Here is a 19304-nt window from a genome sequence, read left to right on the forward strand (position 1 = left end):
GCGGCGATTTTCTCGATAGACGGAGTTGAAATGCACCAATCCGGTATTTGCCGGCCGTTCCTGGGCCGTTCCGCGCTAGTCCTGGCGCTGTCGAGCGTACTTGGCCTGCCGCTGGCCACAGTGCCCACGCCAGCCCAGGCTCAGGCCCAGTCGGAACAGCTCTATGGCATCGACCTGCCCGCGCAGCCATTGAACACGGCGCTCAACATGCTGTCGCGCCAGACCAGCACGCCCATCATGGCGGGCGGCGCCCAAATCGCCGCGCATCAGGCGCCGGCCGTATCCGGCCGCATGACGGTGCGGGAAGCGCTGTCGCGGTTGCTGCAGGGATCCGGACTGTCCAGCGCGGCCACGCCAGGCGGCGGATACGCGGTGACGGCCCAAGCTGCAGCCGTCACCACATTGGCGCCGGTGCTGGTGACCGGCAACTCGCAGTTGCCCGAGCCCTACGCCGGCGGCCAGGTCGCCCGCGGCGGCCGCGTCGGCCTGCTAGGCGAACGCGATGTGATGGACACGCCGTTCAACATCGCCAGCTATACATCGGAACTGATCCAGAACCAGCAGGCCAACTCCATCGCCGACGTGCTGGCGAACGACGCTTCGGTACGCACGGTCAACGACGGCCAAGGCTCGGTGGCCGGGACCGGCGACGAGTTCCAGATCCGCGGTTTTCCGGTGCGCAACCAGGACGTATCCTTCAACGGCTTGTACGGCATGCTGCCGCTGCGCACCATCGCGCTGGACGGCGTCGAGCGCGTGGAAGTGCTCAAGGGTCCCACTGCCCTGCTGAACGGCATGAGCCCGCGGGGCAGCGTGGGCGGCGGCATCAACGTCGTCGCCAAGCGCGCCGGCGACGATCCGCTGACCCGCCTGACCGCGATTTACCAGTCCGATGCCCGCTTTGGCGGCATGGTCGACATCGGCAGGCGCTTTGGCGAGAACAACGAGTTCGGCATCCGCTTCAATGGTTCGTACCGGGACGGCGACACCGCGGTCCGGAATCAATCGAACCAGCTGGGCGTCGCGGTCATCGGCCTGGACTATCGCGGCGAGCGCTTGCGTGTTTCGCTGGATGCCGGCCATCAAACCAACAACATCGACGCGCCGGGCGATTCCGGCGTGCTGATCTTCGGCGACAGCCTGCCGGTGCCGCGCGCACCCGATGCGTCCAAGGGCTATTCGCCCGATTGGGGCTACGCCAAGTCACGCGACAACTACGGCGTGCTGCGCGCCGAGTACGACCTCAGCCCGCACCTGACCGTCTTCGGCGGCGTGGGCTATCGGCGCAGCAACAACCGTTACCTGTACGCGGATCCGATAGTGGTTGGCCAGAACGGCGAACTCTTGATGCGCCCCTACTATTGGCCCAGCTATGAACAGAATGTCTCCACGGTCTGGGGCGCGCGCGGCGATTTCAAGACCGGCCCGGTCAAGCACGAAGTCAGCCTGAGCTATTCCACCTTCGAGCAACGCGCCGGCTATTACGACTACTACATCTTCGGCATGTCGCCATCCAATCTGTACGATCCGGCGGAGATCCCCAAGCCGTCGATCGATGGACTGTCGAGTTCGCCGCCGCGCACTTCCCTGCTGAAGCTGCCGACCGTCGCGCTGGCGGACACGCTTTCCCTTGCCGATGGCCGGGTCCAGTTCACCGCCGGCCTGCGCTACCAGACGGTGAAGGCGACGAACTACAGCTACACCACCGGCCAGGTGACTTCCAGCTATGACAAATCGGCCGTCACGCCGGCCTTCGGTCTGGTGGTCAAGCCATGGACCGATGTCTCGTTGTACGCCAACTATATAGAAGGCCTGATGGCAGGCCCCATCGCTCCGGCCGGCGCCTCGAACGCGGGCGAGATTTTCGCGCCCATCAAGACCAAGCAGATCGAAGCCGGCGTAAAGGTCGATTTCGGCACGGTCACCACCACGCTGGGCCTTTTCCAGATCAAGCAGCCAGCCGGCCTGACGACGGTCAATGATGGCGTGACCCGTTACGACGTGAGCGGCGAACAGCGCAACCGCGGCGTGGAGTTCAATGCCTACGGCGAACTGGCGCGCGGCGTGCGCCTGCTGGGCGGCATCACCTACATCCAGCCGACGATGATCCGCACCGCCAAGCCCGGCACAGATGGCAATAGCGCCGTCGGCGTGCCGCGCTGGATGGCCAATATCGGCATGGAATGGGATCCGTCGTTTGCGCCCGGGCTTACGTTGAGCGCGCGCGCCCTCTCGACCAGCTGGCAGTACCAGAACCTGGAGAACAGCCGTCGCATTCCTGGCTGGACGCGCTGGGACCTGGGCATGCGCTACGCCACCCGCGCATTCGACCACCCCGTCACCCTGCGCGCGACCGTCAACAACGTGTTCGGCAAGGACTACTGGTCCTCGGCATCCGAAGGGTATCTGCGCCTGGGTTCACCGAGGTCGGTGATGCTGTCGGCGTCGGTCGATTTCTAGGTTCTCCGCCAAGCTGCGCCGTGACGTGCCGACTCCCCGCACGGCCAGCTCATGGAGCGCGAGCCCCTCAGCCCGCCGGCTCAAGTATCGCGCCCTCCCGCCGCAACGCCTCCTGCAACGCCGGGACCTCGACCGAGCGGCTGTCGCAACTTGCGGACAGCGCCATGGCGGCGGCGATGCCAGCGGCTTCGCCCATGGCCATCGATGGCGCGGATACGCGGATCGATGCCTGCGCCTCGTGCGTGGACGAAACGCAGCGCCCCGCCACCAGCACATTGCGCAGCCCGGCCGGCGTCAGGCAGCGATAAGGGATGCGGCAGTACTCGCCGGGTTCCAGGAACTTCCAGACGGTTTTCAGCCCCTGGGCATGGACTTCCACCGGCCAGGCATTGCAGGCGATGCCGTCTTCAGGCTTCGCGGCGCCCAGGACTTCTTCCGCCGTCAGCACGTGGTCGCCTTCGATCAGCCGCGTCTCGCGGATGCCGATCTGCGCGCCGATGTCGATGATGCGCGCCCGCGAGAAGCCTGGCATGTGCTCGCGCAGCACGGATTCGTACAGATAGGCCTGGCGGCGCCCTTCTCTTTCCGCCTCTGACAGCTGCATCGGATCGGTCAGGTCGAATGGTTCGCCGTCGCTGCGCGCGACGCGGGTCGCGTTCAGGTGCACCACGCCTTCTATCGGGTTCGGGTATAGCGCGACCATGGTCCGCGGCAATGGCGTTCCGGCCGCGACGATCGCGGCCATGCGTTCGCCGACCTCGTCCCGGCTCAATTTGCCGAACGTTTCCACATCCACGGGCGCCATGCGGAACATGCTGGAACCGAACTGCGTGATCCCGCCTGAACCCAGCTCGAATGGCGCGCCGGCACGCGCGGCGATGTCGCCGTCGCCGGTACAGTCGATGACCATGCGGGGCCGCACCGCATAGCGTCCCCCCTTGTTTTCCACAAAGACGGTGGCGACCCGGCCGTCTTCGGTTGCGACATCGGCCACCCAGGAATGGAACATGACCTCCACGCCATAGGCTGCCATCATCTCGTCGGCCACCAGGCGCACGCTGGTGGGATCGTAGGGCAGCGACGCGGCTTGGGACCAGCGCCGCGGAGCCGTCACGGCATCGCGCTGCTTCAGCCGGTCCACCAGTTCACCGAACAGGCCGTCGACGACGGGAATCAGTTCATCGGGCGTGACCGCCCAGACACCGCAAAAGCCTCCCAGCGTGACCGCCGACACCGTGCCGCCCAGAAAGCCCCAGCGCTCCAGCAGCAGCACTTTGGCCCCGGCCCGGGCCGCAGCGGCCGCGGCGGCGATGCCCGCCACGCCGCCTCCGGCCACCAGCACGTCGGGTTCTCCCAGCACGGGAACCTCGCGGGCCGGCTCCCTGACAGTCTTTGGGTTCATGCGAATTTCTCCCTCAGCGGACGCGCCTCGGCGCGCACGGGTTCAATACGGTTTCCGTTGTCCGCGTCGAACAGATGCACGCGGCTCCAGTCCAGGCTCACGTTGACGCGGTCGCCGGCGCGGTAGCGCACCTCGCTGTCGAGCTTGACGCGCAATGAGACACCACTGGCCTGAAGGGTGACCACCTGTTCCGTGCCCAGGCGCTCCACCAGTTCGATCGTCGCCGGCAATCCCTCCTCCCCAATCCGGAGATACTCGGGCCGTATGCCCAGCGTCAGGCTGTTCGGCAACGGGCCGTATCCCGAAGCGGCGCGGTACCGGACCGATCCGGGCAGCACCTGACCATTGATGGCGAACCCTTCCGCCGCGGGCTGCGCCGTCACCAGATTGATGGCGGGACTGCCCACGAAGCCCGCAACGAACGCATTGGCCGGCGCGTCGTAGAGATCATCAGGCGTGCCGTCCTGCTGGATCCTGCCTTGGTTCATGACGATGACGCGGGTGCCCATGGTCATCGCCTCGACCTGGTCGTGCGTCACGTAGATGAAGGTGCGCTTCAGACGCTGGTGCAGGCGTATGATCTCGGCCCGCGTGTGCGAGCGCAGTTGCGCATCCAGATTGGACAGCGGCTCGTCCATCAGGAAAACCGCAGGATCGTGGATCATGGCGCGGGCCAGCGCCACCCGCTGACGCTGGCCGCCAGAGAGTTCACGCGGTTTGCGATGCAGCAGCTGCTGCATGCCCACGGCCTCCGCGGCCTTGGCGGCCTGATCGCGATGCGAGCGCTTGCGTTCCCGCGCCGCGGGGATCAGTCCACCCAGCAGCGGTATCTCGTAATACCAGGGCATGTCGCGCATGCGCAGCGGAAAGCTGATGTTGTCGGCGACGCTCAGGTGGGCATAGAGCGCGTAGCTCTGGAACACCATCGCGATGTCGCGGCGGCGCGGCGGAAAATCCGTCACGTCGCGCGCGCCGATGCGGATGCGTCCGGCGCTCGGCTCTTCCAGGCCTGCGATCAGCCGCAGCAAGGTGCTCTTGCCGCAGCCCGAGGGTCCCAACAGCACCACGAACTCGCCGGGATCGATGGACAAGTTCAGGTCGTGCAGGACGGCATTGTCGCCGAAGCGCTTCGCTATCCCGTCGATCTCGATCCGGGAGCTGGGTTTAGACAAGTGCATAACGGACATTTTTCACCTGCGTGTCGTCCAACATTGCCAACATGCCGCGTTCCTTCCCGATGCCGCTTTCCTTGTAGCCGCCAAAAGGAGCATCGACGGCTGCCTTGGCGCCATGGTTGACGCACACCGTGCCCGCCTGGATCTTGCGCACCATGCGCATGGAACGCGCCGCGTCACGCGTGAAAATGGCGGCCGCCAGGCCGAACGGCGAGTCGTTGGCGATCCGCACCGCGTCGTCCTCGGTGTCGAAGGTCATGACGGTTTGCACCGGACCGAAGATTTCCTCGCGCGCCACGCGCATGGTGTTGTCCGCGTCCAGGAACAGGACGGGGTCCATGTAGTACCCCTTGCTCAGTTCCGGCCGACTGCCGAGGTCGACGCCGCGCACGGTCCGCACGCCCTCCTCGCTGGCCACCTGCAGATAGGCCTGGATGCGCTTGATCTGCGTGGCGTTGACGATGGGCCCCATTTCCGTGGCTTCGTCGGCGGGCCGGCCGATCCGCACCTGCGCCATGCGCTGGCCCAGCTTCTCGATGAATTCGTCGTGGACCCGGCGCTCCACCACCAGCCGGGTGCAGGCGGCGCACACCTGCCCGGTATTGCGCGTCATGTCGTTGTAGGCGGTGGTGACGGCGGCGTCGATGTCGCTGTCGGCGAAGACGATCAAGGGCGACTTGCCTCCCAGTTCCAGGGTCAGCCGCTTGATCGAATCCGCCGCCGCGCGGAAGATCTTGCGGCCCGTCACCGTGCCGCCGGTGAACGAGATCTTCGCCACGCCTGGATGACGCGCCAGCGCGTCGCCCGCCTCCTCCCCCGTGCCATGGATGATATTGATGACGCCAGGCGGAATGCCCGCCTCCAGCGCGGCCAGGCCCAGCTCCGTGGTGGACAGCGGCGTCACCTCCGAGGGCTTGATCACCACGGTATTGCCGGCCGCCAGCGCCGGCGCCAGCTTCAGGACCGCCAGGCTCACGGGATAATTCCACGGCACGATCAAGCCGCATACACCCAGGGGCTCGCGCAAGGTGAAGTCCATGATGGTGGGGTCGGACACATTGATCGTCTCCCCTCCCATGCCCAGCAGCACGCCCGCGTAGTACTCCAGCGTGGGCGCCAACCCCGCCATCGAGGCCCGCGATTGCTTGATGGGTTTTCCCACGTCCAGCATTTCGATCTGCGCGAGCATCTCGGCCTTGTCGTTCAGCGCCGCCGCCAACCGCAACAATGCCTTGCTGCGCTCCTTGGGCGTCATCCGGCCCCACGCACCCTCAAACGCCAGGCGGGCCGCCTGCACCGCGCGGTCCACGTCCTCGGCCCCGGCCTGCGCCACCTGCGCCAGGATTTCGCCATTGTCCGGATTGATGCTGGCGAAGGTGGCCCCGGAAGCCGCGGGCACCTCCTGGCCGCCGATCAACAAGGGGTACGGCTTCTGGCGCAAGGTCTTCGGCATTGCCTGATCCATTTTTGTCTCCTATTGCTAGCCCTTGACCGATCCAGAGGTCAGGCCGCTGATGAAATAGCGTTGAAAGAACAGGTACAGGAAAATGATGGGTATCGTCGTGATGGTTCCCATGGCCATCATCTGGCCGTCCGTGACCGAGTAATCGGCCGCCAGCAGGCCCACAGCCAGGGGCAGCGTGCGCATGCTGTCGGAGTTGATGATGATCAGGCCGAACAGATAGTCGTCCCAGGCCAGGATGAAACAGAAGAGAAAAGTCGCCACGATGCCCGGCAAGGCCACCGGCAGGACCACGCGCCACAGGGCGCCGATGCGGCTGGCGCCGTCCACGATCGCGGCCTCTTCGATTTCCGGCGGCACTTGCGCGAAGTACCCCTTGAGCACCCAGACCGAGAACGGCACGGCGTAGGTCGCCACGGCCAGGATCAACCCCAACCTGGTGTCCAGCAGGTTGAGCTTGCTGAGCAGCAGATAGAACGGCAAGGCCAGCAGGATGACCGGCACGAGGTAGATCACCAGCACGAAGGCGCCCAGCGCCCGCTTGCCCCTGAACTCGAAGCGCGACAAGGCATAGCCTCCAAGAATCGCCACCACGGTGCTGAAGACGGCCGTGGCCGTCGAGACGATCAGGCTATTGAGGAAGTAGACGCTGAAGTTCTTTTCCAGCCAGGCGGAGCGCAAATGCGACCAGTCGATCGTGGCCGGGATCCACGACGCTTGCGGCGAATAGATTTCGGCGGTGGGCTTGATCGCCGTCAATACCATCCACACGATGGGAAACAGCACGGCGAACGTGGTCGCGATCACGGTGGCGTAGGCGAAGAGCACGCCCGGAGTCGGCTTCCTAAGCATGGCGGTTCTCCCTCAGCGCCCTCGCATAGACGACGGCAACTGCCATCAGGACGATCAGCAGCAGCACGGCCAGCGCGGATGCCTGCCCGAACTGGTGCGCGCCAAAGGCTTTCAGGTACACCAGGATCGGCAGTATTTCCGTCGAGTCCGCCGGTCCGCCGCCCGTTAGCAGCCACATGAGCGAGAAGTTGTTCGCGATCTGCATGGTGCGCAGGAGCACCAGGGTGGCGATGATCAGCTTCAGGTTCGGCAGCGTGACGTACCAGAACTCCCGCAGCGCCCCAGCCCCCGAGATGCGCGCCGCTTCGTACTCGTCCTTGGGTATGCCCTGCAAGGCAGCAACCACCATGATCATCACGAACGGCACGCCCCGCCACAGGTTGATCAGCAGCGCGCTGGCCATGGCCGTGTCCGGCTCCGACAACCAGGGCAAGGTCGCGCCCCAGTCGAATCCCAGGTTCCTCAGCGTGACATTGACGATGCCGGATTGCGGATTGAGGATCCAGCGCCATAGATAGGCGATGACCGCCACCGGCATCACCCACGGCAGGAACAGCGCCGCGCGGAAGAAATTGCGCCCGATGACGAGCCGCTCCAGGATCACCGCCAACGCCACCCCCACGATGATCTGCGAGGAAACCGAGCCCGCGACCCAGACCAGGGTATTCCACGCCGCGATCCAGAACCGGGCCTCCTGGAGGACCGCAACGTAGTTGTCCAGGCCGACAAAGCGCCCCAACCCCATCCCCAGCCGGGCTTCGTAGAAGCTCAGGAAAATGGAGTACAGCAGCGGCACCAGCGTCAGCGCCGTCAGCAGGATGAGCGCTGGCGCCATCAGCAGATAAGGCAGGCTGTGCCGGGCCAACCTGGGGCCCGGCCGCCACATGGATATGGCGGGCGCGCTCATCACAGCATCCGCTGATACATGGACTGGATGTCGCCGCGCGACATCTTGCGGCAGTTGATCAAGGTGGAGCGGCTGCTCTCCGCAAGCTCCGACAGGCGCTCTATCATTTCGGGCTTCACGCCCAGCGGCGCCAGCGAACGCGACACGCCGATCTCGTCGCGCAGGGCCGTCACGCGCTCCAGCAGGGCCCGGGCGGCGGCTTGGTCGTCCGCGTCCTTGCCTGCCGCGCCTATCGCCCGCCCTATCGTGGCGTAGAGATCGGGCCGCGCCTCCAGGTTGAACGCCATGACGTGCGGCAGTATGGCCGAAAGGCTTTCGCCATGCGTCACGTCCAGCAGGGACTCGACCGGCGTGGACAGTCCATGCACGGCATCGTTGCCCTTGCAGGAAATGGCGATGCCCGCCAGATGGCTGGCCAGCATCATGTTCTCGCGCGCCTCCAGATCGTCTCCCTGCCGCACCGCGCGCGGCAGGTTGTCCATGACCAGGCGCATCGCCTCCAGCGCCAGGACATCGGCAATCGGATGCTGGCTGCTGTTCGTGTAGGCGCCCATGGCGTGGATCAGCGCGTCCATCCCGGTGGCGGCGGTCATGCGCGCCGGGACGCTCGCCGTGATCTCGGGATCCAGCACCGACAGGACGGGCCGGCAACGCAAGCTCCGGATCAGGTACTTGCGTCCGTCATCGTCCTTCACCATCGCCGCCGAGGTCGCCTCGCTGCCGGTGCCGGACGTCGTCGGCACGGCGAAGAACGCCACGGGCTCCCCTGGCAGATGGTCCACGCCATGGGTCACCTGGTCCACGATCTCCTTGCCCGACAGCAAGGTGGTTGCCATGGCCTTGGCTGCATCCATGGAGCTGCCGCCGCCCAAGGCCAGCAAGCCGTCGAATGCTTCGGAGCGCCAGAGTTCGACGCCTCGCCGCACCTCGGTCATCGTGGGGTTGGGCAGCACTTCGCCGAAGATGCGCGATTCGATGCCGTCCTTGGCCAGCGTCCGCGCGACGCTTTCCGCCAGGCCGCACTTGACCAGCCCGGCATCGGTAACGATCAGCATGCGCCGCACATTCATGGCCTTCGCCCGCGCACCCAACTGGCTCAACGCCCCGCGCCCGAATACCATGTCGCGCGGCCATACGGTGGAGAAATTCTTCATTTCGCGTTTCCTCTTGGGGTTAGCCGTTCCTGGGGCGCAGCAAGGCGCCGACTTCATTGATGTCCTGGACCTTTTCCAGCGTGCGCAACGCTTGCGCGGCCTCGCAGGCCTGGGAATAGGACAGCACGTCCTCAGCGCCTTCCATGAACTTCTCGACATGGTCGAAGGTCCTGTCGCGAGCGCCCAGCAACTGCTTGCGTTCCTCATGCAGGACTTCGCCGCCCTCCATGTGCAGTTCCACCCGCGAGCCGTACTGGTAGTCCTTGTAGTAGGCCTTCTGCATGTCGGGATCGGTGCGGTACTCGACGATGCCGTGCAGCCGCTCGATCTCGGGGTCGAATATCCGCTCCTTGAGGAACTGCTTGTACGTGAGCTTGCCGTCGACCAGCGCGGCGGCCACGGCATAGCCCGCGTCAAAGCACAGGCCCATGTGGCTCAACCTGTCGTCCCGGATCAGTTCGCGGATGTCCGGTTCGAAGCCGTGGTAGCGGCCGCTGACGTAGATCGTCACGCCGGGACATTGAATGACGATCTTGCGGATCCTGCGCATCGCCTGCGGCCCGAGCCGGGCGTTGAGCGTGATGGCCGACTCGATCGCCGCCAGGTTGTAGGCGCAGGACGGATAGCGCTTGGTGTTCAAAGTCAGGGTGTACCAGTCCTGCCCCAGTCCCTTGAGCAGTTCGGCATGGTCCACTTCCTCGGACACCGTGGCCAGGTAGCCCGCAGGATGCTCGATCATGTCGAGATTGCCGATCAATCCTTCCTTGGCCAGGTTTGCCGAGACGATGCCCCACATGGCCGGCAGTCCGTTGACCAGCACCTTGGAATCGCTGGCCCAGCCCAGGAAGCAGTTTTCCATCGCCAGATAGGCCGAATGGCTGACCGAACGCGCCAATGCAATGGGATCGAGCTTCATCAGGTGACCGGCGACCAGGGACGCTTCGGCTTGATGGTTGGGCATGCCGTTGCCGAGGTACGCGCCGCGCTGGATGGCCCGCGAGGTGCGCCCCGCGATCTCGTTGCCGATGACGACCGCCGTCACCACGTCGCGGCCGCTGCTGCGGCAGGCTTCGCCGCTGGCGAAGGCCGTGGGCACGACACAGGCGCCCGTGTGGCTGATCAGGACCCAGTCATCCCATTCGATGATCTGGCCCGTGCCCGCGTTGTATAGCGCCGCTGCCGGCGCGGGCACCTTCTCGGGCAGGCCGAACAGCGTGGCGACCTCGCCGCTGCCAAGGATCCGGCTGCCCCTGCGCAAGGATTCGGCACCCGGCATGCGCGAGCCGGCGAGGCAAGATCCTATCGTGGCGAGGATCTGGTCCTTGGCCACCGTTGCCACGGCCTCTGGCAGCGCCTCATAGCCCAAGCCGGCGACAAACCTGGCGTATTCCATGGTGACTGGTTCGCGCAACAGTCCCTGCGGTTGCTGCAATTCCGACGCGCCCATTCATGCCTCCAGGAGAAAAAGTGCCTGCATCAGCATGGATAGCTGCATGATGTAGCGGCGTTCATGCTTGGGGAAGTTGCTGCGGCCGCCCAGCACGACCGTCATTACCGACCACTTTCCGCAAAAGACCTGCTTCCAGTCCGCCGCGCCCATGGCGATGGTGGCGTACGCGGGTTGCGCCGGGTCGGCGGGGCCGATGTCGGCGGCCTCGGCCGTCAGCTTCAGGCTCATGGCGGGCTCGCCCGCGCACTCGAAGCGGAACTCACGCCCCAGCGCCCCTTCCAGGCGGCGGCTCATCAACTGGTTTCCATTGCGCTCCCAGCGTTGCGCGAACGCGCGCAACCCCGTGCCAAGGATGGTGTCATCCTGCATGCTGTTTCTCCGATGGATGGAAAAGCGGGAGGGAAGTCCCTCCCCGGGACGTCAGTCGAATATTTCCTGCAGTTCGCGCTGTATGGCCTGGGCGGTCTGGGCCGTGTCCTGCTTCTTGGCCAGGTGCATGTTCAGGTTGCGCTCCACGATGCCCTTGGAACCCACCAGGCCGCCCTTGGGATTCTGTCCATACCAGTCGATACCCGAGTAGTAGCCCGAATGGTTGGAGAGCAGCGTCTTCACGACATCGGGGTACGCCTTCACCGAGCCGACCCGGTCGAAGTACATTTCGATGGCCTGCTTGTCGTCGTACAGCGCCAGCCCCCCCAAAGCGCTGGCCTCCAGCCCGCGTGCGTACTGCTCAGTTTCATAAAGGAACTGCACGAACTTCTTGGCCTCGGCCTGGTGCTTGGACTTCTCGAAGACCGACCAGCCCTTGTTGTTCTGCATGGTCAGGGCCAGCCCCGCGTCGGACGGAATCAGCGCCCCGACCTGCCCCGCCTTGCCCGGATTGGCGTCGTGGAACTGGCTCAGCGCCACAGGCAGCGAGATGGCCATCGCCGCGGTGCCGGTTGCAAAGGTCCGGTTCACTTCCGCGTAGGCCGCATTCAAGGAGCCCGGCGGCGTGTACTTGAAGAGCTCCGTGTAGATATCGATGGCCTTGCGGCCCACATCGTTGTCGAACGCGGCCTTGCCATCCTTGGTCAGCAGATGGCCGCCGTTCGAGTACAGCACCAGTTCGAAGTTCTGGCGTACCGTCCAATCGTTCTTGCCCGCGATGGCGATGCCGTATTCCCCCTTTTCCGGCTTGTGCAACACCTTGGCGGCATTGATGACGTCATCCCAGGTCTTCGGGTCGGGCAGCCCCGCTGCCGCGAACTTGTCCTTGCGCCAGAACAGGTAGAACGGCTGACGCGTGTACGGCACGCCCAGGTACTTGTCCTTGTAGCGCCACGCGGACAGGCCATCGGGATGGAATTTGTCCTTGCCCAGCGCGCTGACCACGTCGTCCATGGAGGCCAGGGCGCCGCCCGGAATGTCATTCACCCAGGCGGAAAACGCGAAGAACATCCAGGTGATGTCCGGTTGGTTGCCCGCGGCGATCGAGGCAGGCCATTTGATGTAGGCGTCGTTCGGAGACATCTGGACGATTTCGAAGCTGACGTTGGGATGGGTCTTGCGGAATTCCGCCGCGGACTTTTCCAGCCAGGTCTTGTACTGCGCCCGCGAATCGGTGAACCAAAGCGTCAGCTTGACGGGATCCTGCGCATGGGCCATGGGCGCGGCAAGTGATACTGCAAACAACGCGGCCGTGAATGCGCGCCGGATGGAACCAAATAGGGTATGCATGCATGCCTCCTTTAGTTATCATCGTGGTTCACTAAGTGAACCTGTGTATCGCTCTTTAAACCAATGCTAGTGGGCAAATGTTGAACATGCAAGAACAAGTTGTTCTGCACCGCAGCGAAGCATGACTGCGGACGTCCTTGAAATCATTCGCTTTTCCATGTTGGCAGCGGCACGCGCAGGACGGCGCGCGCCCCCCATTTACACTAGGTGCCCACGCGTGGGAAGCATCAACACCAAGACGCTTATGCGATAGTCTTTGCGGCAACAATAAGTCCGCAAAATCGGAGATACCGTGACCGTTTCAAACCGCTCGCTTTCGCGAGGCCTCGCCATAGTTCGCGTATTCAATGAAATCCCCTCGCCTTCCCTCACGGAGATTGCGACACGAGTGAACCTGACCAAAGCGACCTGCCTGCGCTTTCTACGCACGCTGCAGGACGAAGGCTATGTCGGCCACGATGAGGAATCCAAGCGCTACCAATTGCGGCCGCTGGTGTTGGAGTTGGGCTATGCGGCGCTGTCCAGTCTGTCCCTGCCCCTCATGGCGGAGAGCGAAATGGAGGTGCTGGCAGACGCGGTCGGCGGCTCGGTGCACCTGGGCCTGCTCGACGGCGACGAAGTCGTGGTGGTGGCCCGTTCAATCGCGTCGCTCGAAACCCGCAAGCTGGTCACGATGAACATACACGTCGGCAGCCGCTTGCCCGCTCACTGCACGGCGATGGGCCGCATGCTGATCGCGCAATCCGAAGATATCGATGCGCATGTCGCCGCCATGAACATCACGCAAATGACGCCCAAGACGCTGGTTCATCGCGGCAAACTGACAAAGGAAATCAAGGAATCCAGGAAGCGCGGCTGGTCGCTGGTCGAAGAAGACCTGGGCATGGGCTATTCTGCCATTGGCGCCCTGGTGGAAGCGGGCGCCCAGCGGTATGGGCTGGCGGTGTCGGTCAACACGAAGGACTACACGAAAGACAGGTTGATCGCGGAGGTCCTGCCGCTACTGGACGCCGCCGCCAACCGGCTGCAACGAGCCTTCCGCCACGGCAAGTCCTGATAGCGGCGCGGCAGCAAGCTGCGGATGTCGCGCATCGCCAGCCAGGGCTTGGCGATCGCCATCGGCTTCCCGCGCTTTCCCAAGTTAGCTCGCGAACCACGCCGCCGGCACCGCGTTCTGCAGCGTAATCGCCTTGAGCTGCGAGTACATATGCAGAGTTTCCCGGCAATGTTCGCGGCCGATCCCGCTTTCCTTCATTCCTCCGAACGGCGAACCGCTGCTGAGATTGAAGTATCGGTTGATCCACACGTTCCCGGCTTGCAACCGGTCGGCCGTGTCCAGCGCATGCTTGAGATTCGAGGTGTAGATGCCTGAAGCCAGACCGTACGGGACATCGTTCGCTTCGGCGATCATCGTATCGACGTTGCTCCAGCGGATCACGGAAAGCACCGGCCCGAAGATTTCCTCCTGGGCGACCCGCATTGAATTGCGCGCTTCCAGGATGGTGGGTTCGACGAAGTAGCCGTGTTCATGGCCGCCGACCTTCACCCGCGACCCGCCGGCCAGCAGCCGGGCGCCCTCGTCCCTGCCGATCCGTATGTAATCAAGCACCCTCTCGCCCTGCTGCTTGTTGATCAGACAACTCAAATGCACGTTTTCGTCCAGAGGATCGCCGATACGCAAGCGATGGGCTGCCTGCACCAGTTTTTCCATGAAGGCGCTGTAGATGTCGGCATGCAGAAACAAGCGCGTCCCGGCCAGGCAGGACTGGCCGTTGCAATAGAGGGCGGCAAACAGCGCGTTGTCCACCACGGCGTCGATATCGTCAATGTCCGGAAAGACGATGTTCGGGCTCTTGCCGCCCAGCTCCAACGACACCGGAACCAGCCGCCTTGCGCCCGCCTGCCCGATCAGCCGCCCCACTTCCGGGCTGCCGGTAAAGGCAAGCTTGGCCACGCGCGGGTGGGCGCATAGCGCCGCGCCGGCCTCTTCGCCCAGGCCGGTGACCACGTTGATCACGCCGGGCGGGAATATGCCCATAGCGATTTTCGCGAATTCAAGCGTCGACAGACTGGCGTTTTCGTCGGGCTTGAGCACGATGGCATTGCCGGCAGCCAGCGCGGGCGCAACCTTCAGGGCTACCATGATTGCGGGGACGTTCCAGGGAATGATCTGTCCCACCACACCCAATGGCGTACGTCTCGCCAGCAGATAGCCGTCGTCGATGGGCCGTCCAAAGTCTTCATGCGTGACGATGGCAGCGGCAAAGTAACGGTACTGCGCGACGGCGATTTGGTAGTCCACGGCGGTCTCGGCGACACGCCGCCCCACGTCCTGCGCATCCAACCGCGCCAGCCAGGGAGCCGCTCGCTCCAGCGCGTCGGCCAGCCGGTACAGGAGCAAGGCCCGGTACTCATAGGCGGTCTTGCCCCAATCCACTTGCGCGGCCACAGCCGCCTGGACGGCCAGGTCCACTTCGCGGGCCCCGCAGCGCGAGATCCGGGCCAGCAACCGTCCGGTAGAGGCATCCAGGACAGGGAGCGTCTGCTCGGTGGCGAGGGTCTGGTCACCTATGTAGGCAGGATAGCGTTCGACAGTATCTTCATGCATCGCAATACTCCATTTCTTCAAAGCAGATATCAGGCTGGCATGCGCAGGACCGGTTTCAACGTTTTCCCCGATTCGCTATCGGCCACGGCTTCGTTGATCTGCGAAAACTCGTAGAACCTGATCAGCTTGTCGATCGGAAAGCGTTGTTGCAGGTGCAGCTCGATGAGATCAGGGATGAACTTCCGGGGAACGCTGTCTCCTTCGCATATGCCGCGTATGGTCTTGCCCTTGATCAACAGATCATTGACGTCGAATCCGACTTGGGTTCCTAAATGCGAAGCCCCCACGATCCCCACCACGCCGAGCTCTCCCAGACTCGCTATCGCCTGCGTGGCGACGGCCGGGATACCTGTTGTTTCCAGGGCGTAGTCCGCTCCGCCTCCGGTCAATTCCCGCACTGCCTCCGTCGCATCAAGCTGTTTGCCCTTGATGGCGTGCGTGGCGCCGACGTCAAGCGCCAACTGGAGCCGGGAGGCGACGACATCCACGGCCACTATCGTGGTGGCGCCCGAGGCCTTGGCGGCCATGATCGCGCTCAGCCCGACGGCCCCCGCGCCAAAAGCGACAAAACTCGCCCCTGGCGGAACTCGCAACGTATTGATGATGGCGCCCGCGCCAGTCTGAAAACCGCATCCCAAGGGCCCGAGTAGCTCCAGCGGCGCGTTTTCGGGGACCTTGATCGCGTTGTTTTCGCGCGCGATGCAGTATGTCGCGAACGAAGATTGGGAAAAGAAGTGATCGTTGAGATCCGTATGCTGGGCGTCCGAGAGCGCGTGGCCCCCATCGCGGCCGCTGCCGCCAAAGTTCAAGGAGAAAAATTCCTTGCAGTACGAGCTCAGGCCTTTCGCGCAGGAAAGGCAGCGACCGCAACTGCCGTAGGTCAGCACGACGCGATCGCCGGGCTTCAGGTCGCGCACCAGCGGCCCTACCGACTCAACCACCCCTGCGCCTTCGTGCCCCAGTACCGCCGGCAGCGGCACCGGATAGTATTGGTCGCGGATGATCATGTCGGTGTGGCATATGCCGGACGCGACGACGCGCACTCTCACCTCGTCGAGCTTTGGCGCTCGCAAGTAGACGTCTTCGATAGTAAATGGGGCCCCCTTCTTGCGCGTCACCGCGGCCCGGATCTTCAGCATGCTCGGCTCAGTCATCATGGTCTCCCAGTCGCTGTTGGCGCGGCGCTTACCTGCCACGCTGCACGCATGTTGAATGCGGAACGGTTGACGGGCTATCCAGTTTGGGTCCGACTATCCAGATTGCGCAGACGCCCCGCCCTGGGGATATCCCTCATCCAAGCGACCTGCTCCGCGCAATACGATGATCTGCCGCGCTGCTGTTCTACAGCACAATCCAAAGGAACGACCATGCAAGGGACTCGAGTTCAAACCAAAGACATGGAAGAAGCCATCTCCCACGTCAGCGCGGTTTACGCCGCGCATGGATTGAGCCTGGGCCGGCGCGCCAATCGAATCGATATGCGGCTGGAAGCCTGCGGACTGGAACAAGGCGCGAGCATGGTCAAGCTTGCATACGGAGCGGATGTCGATGTCGATGCCGCGGACTTTCCGGACCTGTTCCTGGTCATGACCTGTGTCAACGGCAATGGATCGGTCACCCAGGCCGATAGCCGCGCGGCATGGCGCAGCGGACTCACCCTGCCCGTGTCGGCCAATATCTCAACGCGGTTTCATTTCGATCCGCACTTCGAGCAGATTTCGTTCCGGCCCGATGCCGCGGCCATCAGTGCGCTCTGCAGCAATTTGCTCGGCCGCCCCTTGGAACGCCCATTGCGATTCGAGCTAACCCCGTTTTCCGACGATTTCTCGGCGACCTGGAGGCACGCGCTGCAGTTGCTCGGTTCGGCGACAGACATGCCCTTGCCGCGGACGGCCCGGCAATCGCTGAACCAATTCTTGAATTCGCTGCTCCTGCATGGCCATCCTCACAATTTCAGCGCGGCGCTGAGCCGTCCGCCGCAGCCGCTGCCTCGCGCCTTGGTCGCCCGAGCCGAGGAGTACATCAAGGCGCACAGCGATCAGCCGCTATCAGTCTCCGACATTGCCTCGGCAACCGGCGTCAGCATTCGAGGCCTCCAAGCAGGCTTTCGCGAGGCTGGGACTGAATCGCCGATGAAGCGGCTGCGTCAGATCCGGCTGGAACAGGCCCGAGAGCAGCTGCTGCGCGCGGGCGGCACGGTCACCGATGTGGCGCTGCAATTTGGATTCTTGCATTTGGGGCGCTTCGGTGCGCAATACAAGACTGCGTTCGGCGAACTGCCAGCGGCCACCCTGGCCCGCGCCAGACGCGTGCGCATCGCTCGCGACCGCGCATAGGTATCGGGCTGCGGCGTCTGATGTCCGCTCAGGGCTGCGCGCCGGTAGCCTTGGCCACGTATGCCGCCAACACTTCGATCTCCTTGTCCGACAGGGTCGTATATGCCGGCATCTGGCCAATACCGTTGCGGATGGCCGTCTCCACGCGCGTCGCGTCGGGCTTGATCTCATCGAGCTTGGGCCCGATGGCCCCGCTGGATTGCGCGTCATTCAAGGTATGGCAAAGCGCACAGGCCGGCGCCGCGCCGAGAAACAGGGCGCGGCCCGCCTCCATATCGGGCTCGGCCGCCAGCGCGCCGCCATGTAGGCTGGCGCTCAACAATCCGACGCAAAACGCGTGCCTCCAGGGCAATGCCAGCGCCTTCGCCGTCATGCCTTGACCGCCACGGCCACAGCGTGGTCGCGCCAGCCGTTGTTGATATAGCCGCCGGAATTCTGCGGCCGTTCTTCGTCCTGCACCCGCCCCTCGGTATCGGTCGCCCGACTGGCCAGCACGTGTTCGCCGGCCGCCAATTCCACCGGCAATGCGAACTGGCGCCAGGCATAGCGCCCGAGGTCCGGGCCGACCAGTTCCGCTTTCTGCCAGTTCTTGCCGCCGTCGGTCGAAACCTCGACCTGCCTGATGCCGTTGGTGCCGCCAAACGCCACTCCCTGCACCACCACGCGCCCGGCCTTCAGGTTGGATGCGGCCGGACTGGGCGTATTGATCCACGACTTCACGCCCATGCCCCACACCGAAGGCTGGCTGGGATCTCCTTTCTGTCCGGGCGGGGCCAGGCGATAGCCGGTCTGTTGGATCGCGGCCGGGCTTTCCTTTTCGGTGAACGCAAGCCGCTTGATGTACTTGACGCTGTTCACGCCCGTGTAGCCCGGCACGATCAGGCGCAAGGGGCCGCCGTGGGCCAGCGGAATCGGCTCTCCGTTCAGTTCCCAAGCCAGCAGCGCATCCCGCATCGCCTCCTTTGGCACCGAACGCTCGACCATGACCATGTTCGGATCCAGGCCGTCCGGCAACTTTTCGCCGCCCGTGCCGGTCATGTACACAGCCGCCGCCGCCAATCCGCCGCAATGCTCGACCAGCACGCTTACCGGCAAGCCGCTCCAGATCACGCAGCCGGCCGCGCCGACCTGCCAGGGCGTGCCGCTGGGCTTGTTCGGAAAATAGCCGCGGCCGTTGCCCGAACACTGCAGGACCATTGCCAGCGTCTGCAGGCCCATGGTCTTCAGTTGTCCCACGCTCAGGGACATGGGCTTGGCCACTCCCGCGATCTCGATGATCCACGCGTCCCGGTCGGCCACGATCGCCTCGTCCGGCGGCGGCAGGTTGTTGCGCACATAGAGCTGGCGCAAAGGCGTGACCACCCCGCTGCCGAACGCCTCGCGACGCGTTTCTATGGTGTTGGCGCTGTGCACGATCATCGCGTCGGGCTGCTTCCACGCCGCATAGGGCGGCAAGGGCTTGGCGGCGGAGGCCGGAGCCGGTGGCGCAGCCGCGCCCGGCGCGGCCTTCTGCTCCGCGGCCAAGGCCGCGCGTCCCAAGCTTGCTGCAGCCAAGGCGCTCGCGCCGCCGGCCAACAGGCGCCGGCGCGCCGCGCTCTCGATCAGGGATGAACGCATCGCAGTCTCCTCGTTGGGGTCAGGAATCGTTGTTGTTCCCGAACCCTGCCGGCCTGCTTCGACGTGGCTGTTTACCCCGCGCGCACGTGTCCCAGGCCGCCAATAGTTATGCCTGCGATGTTGGTTGAGTGATCTTTTCGTGTCAATTAGTTATTTGCAATA

16 protein-coding genes are annotated in these 19304 nt (G+C 64.4%); 3 read left to right on the plus strand and 13 right to left on the minus strand.

The window, feature by feature from the left end; all coding sequences use genetic code 11:
• The first annotated feature begins 30 nt into the window (after nucleotides 1-30).
• Nucleotides 31-2460, plus strand: a complete 2430-nt coding sequence (locus WBB14_RS04970) for a TonB-dependent siderophore receptor (protein WP_424238826.1) — start codon at nucleotides 31-33, stop codon at nucleotides 2458-2460.
• 67 nt (nucleotides 2461-2527) lie between these two features.
• Here the strand turns inward: WBB14_RS04970 and WBB14_RS04975 are convergent, their stop codons facing one another.
• The 9 genes from WBB14_RS04975 to WBB14_RS05015 are packed head-to-tail and all read right to left on the minus strand — an operon-like array spanning nucleotide 2528 to nucleotide 12581.
• Nucleotides 2528-3862: an FAD-dependent oxidoreductase gene (locus tag WBB14_RS04975; RefSeq protein ID WP_424238827.1), complete on the minus strand. Its 1335-nt coding sequence runs from the start codon at nucleotides 3860-3862 to the stop codon at nucleotides 2528-2530.
• A complete protein-coding gene (locus WBB14_RS04980) occupies nucleotides 3859-5034 on the minus strand; it encodes an ABC transporter ATP-binding protein (RefSeq protein ID WP_424238828.1) in 1176 nt (391 codons plus the stop codon). The genes WBB14_RS04975 and WBB14_RS04980 overlap by 4 nt, the downstream gene beginning before the upstream one ends.
• Nucleotides 5027-6502, minus strand: a complete 1476-nt coding sequence (locus WBB14_RS04985; protein ID WP_424238829.1) for an aldehyde dehydrogenase family protein — start codon at nucleotides 6500-6502, stop codon at nucleotides 5027-5029. The genes WBB14_RS04980 and WBB14_RS04985 overlap by 8 nt, the downstream gene beginning before the upstream one ends.
• A gap of 15 nt (nucleotides 6503-6517) precedes the next feature.
• Nucleotides 6518-7351 carry a carbohydrate ABC transporter permease gene (locus tag WBB14_RS04990; protein ID WP_424238830.1) on the minus strand — a complete coding sequence of 278 codons (834 nt, stop codon included), beginning with the start codon at nucleotides 7349-7351 and terminating at the stop codon, nucleotides 6518-6520.
• Nucleotides 7344-8258, minus strand: a complete 915-nt coding sequence (locus WBB14_RS04995) for a carbohydrate ABC transporter permease (RefSeq protein ID WP_424238831.1) — start codon at nucleotides 8256-8258, stop codon at nucleotides 7344-7346. Before WBB14_RS04995 ends, WBB14_RS04990 begins: the two co-directional genes overlap by 8 nt.
• Nucleotides 8258-9412, minus strand: a complete 1155-nt coding sequence (locus WBB14_RS05000) for an iron-containing alcohol dehydrogenase (RefSeq protein WP_424238832.1) — start codon at nucleotides 9410-9412, stop codon at nucleotides 8258-8260. The genes WBB14_RS04995 and WBB14_RS05000 overlap by 1 nt, the downstream gene beginning before the upstream one ends.
• A 19-nt stretch (nucleotides 9413-9431) precedes the next feature.
• The gene (locus WBB14_RS05005) at nucleotides 9432-10859 is read right to left on the minus strand and encodes an MmgE/PrpD family protein (protein WP_424238833.1); all 1428 of its coding nucleotides are present in this window, start codon (nucleotides 10857-10859) and stop codon (nucleotides 9432-9434) included.
• Nucleotides 10860-11231 carry a hypothetical protein gene (locus tag WBB14_RS05010; protein WP_424238834.1) on the minus strand — a complete coding sequence of 124 codons (372 nt, stop codon included), beginning with the start codon at nucleotides 11229-11231 and terminating at the stop codon, nucleotides 10860-10862.
• Between the two features lie 51 nt (nucleotides 11232-11282).
• On the minus strand, nucleotides 11283-12581 hold the full coding sequence (locus WBB14_RS05015) for an ABC transporter substrate-binding protein (protein WP_424238835.1): 1299 nt from the start codon (nucleotides 12579-12581) through the stop codon (nucleotides 11283-11285).
• 292 nt (nucleotides 12582-12873) lie between these two features.
• On the opposite strand from WBB14_RS05015, the gene WBB14_RS05020 reads away from it, so the two are divergent.
• On the plus strand, nucleotides 12874-13638 hold the full coding sequence (locus tag WBB14_RS05020; protein WP_424238836.1) for an IclR family transcriptional regulator: 765 nt from the start codon (nucleotides 12874-12876) through the stop codon (nucleotides 13636-13638).
• 84 nt (nucleotides 13639-13722) lie between these two features.
• Here WBB14_RS05020 and WBB14_RS05025 read toward each other — a convergent pair whose 3' ends face one another.
• Nucleotides 13723-15189 carry an aldehyde dehydrogenase family protein gene (locus WBB14_RS05025; RefSeq protein ID WP_424238837.1) on the minus strand — a complete coding sequence of 489 codons (1467 nt, stop codon included), beginning with the start codon at nucleotides 15187-15189 and terminating at the stop codon, nucleotides 13723-13725.
• 29 nt (nucleotides 15190-15218) lie between these two features.
• The gene (locus WBB14_RS05030; protein ID WP_424238838.1) at nucleotides 15219-16328 is read right to left on the minus strand and encodes an NAD(P)-dependent alcohol dehydrogenase; all 1110 of its coding nucleotides are present in this window, start codon (nucleotides 16326-16328) and stop codon (nucleotides 15219-15221) included.
• A 258-nt stretch (nucleotides 16329-16586) separates the two neighbouring features.
• Here WBB14_RS05030 and WBB14_RS05035 point away from each other — a divergent pair, with 258 nt between their 5' ends.
• Complete coding sequence (locus WBB14_RS05035) at nucleotides 16587-17525, plus strand: AraC family transcriptional regulator (RefSeq protein WP_424238839.1); 939 nt, start codon at nucleotides 16587-16589, stop codon at nucleotides 17523-17525.
• 28 nt (nucleotides 17526-17553) lie between these two features.
• On the opposite strand, the gene WBB14_RS05040 is transcribed toward WBB14_RS05035, so the two are convergent.
• Entirely contained in the window at nucleotides 17554-17898 is a 345-nt protein-coding gene (locus WBB14_RS05040) for a c-type cytochrome (protein WP_424238840.1), read from the minus strand.
• On the minus strand, nucleotides 17895-19142 hold the full coding sequence (locus tag WBB14_RS05045) for a sulfite oxidase (RefSeq protein WP_424238841.1): 1248 nt from the start codon (nucleotides 19140-19142) through the stop codon (nucleotides 17895-17897). Before WBB14_RS05045 ends, WBB14_RS05040 begins: the two co-directional genes overlap by 4 nt.
• Nucleotides 19143-19304 lie beyond the last annotated feature (162 nt).

It is taken from the genome of Achromobacter sp. (genome assembly GCF_049647645.1).
Lineage (GTDB): Bacteria > Pseudomonadota > Gammaproteobacteria > Burkholderiales > Burkholderiaceae_B > Achromobacter.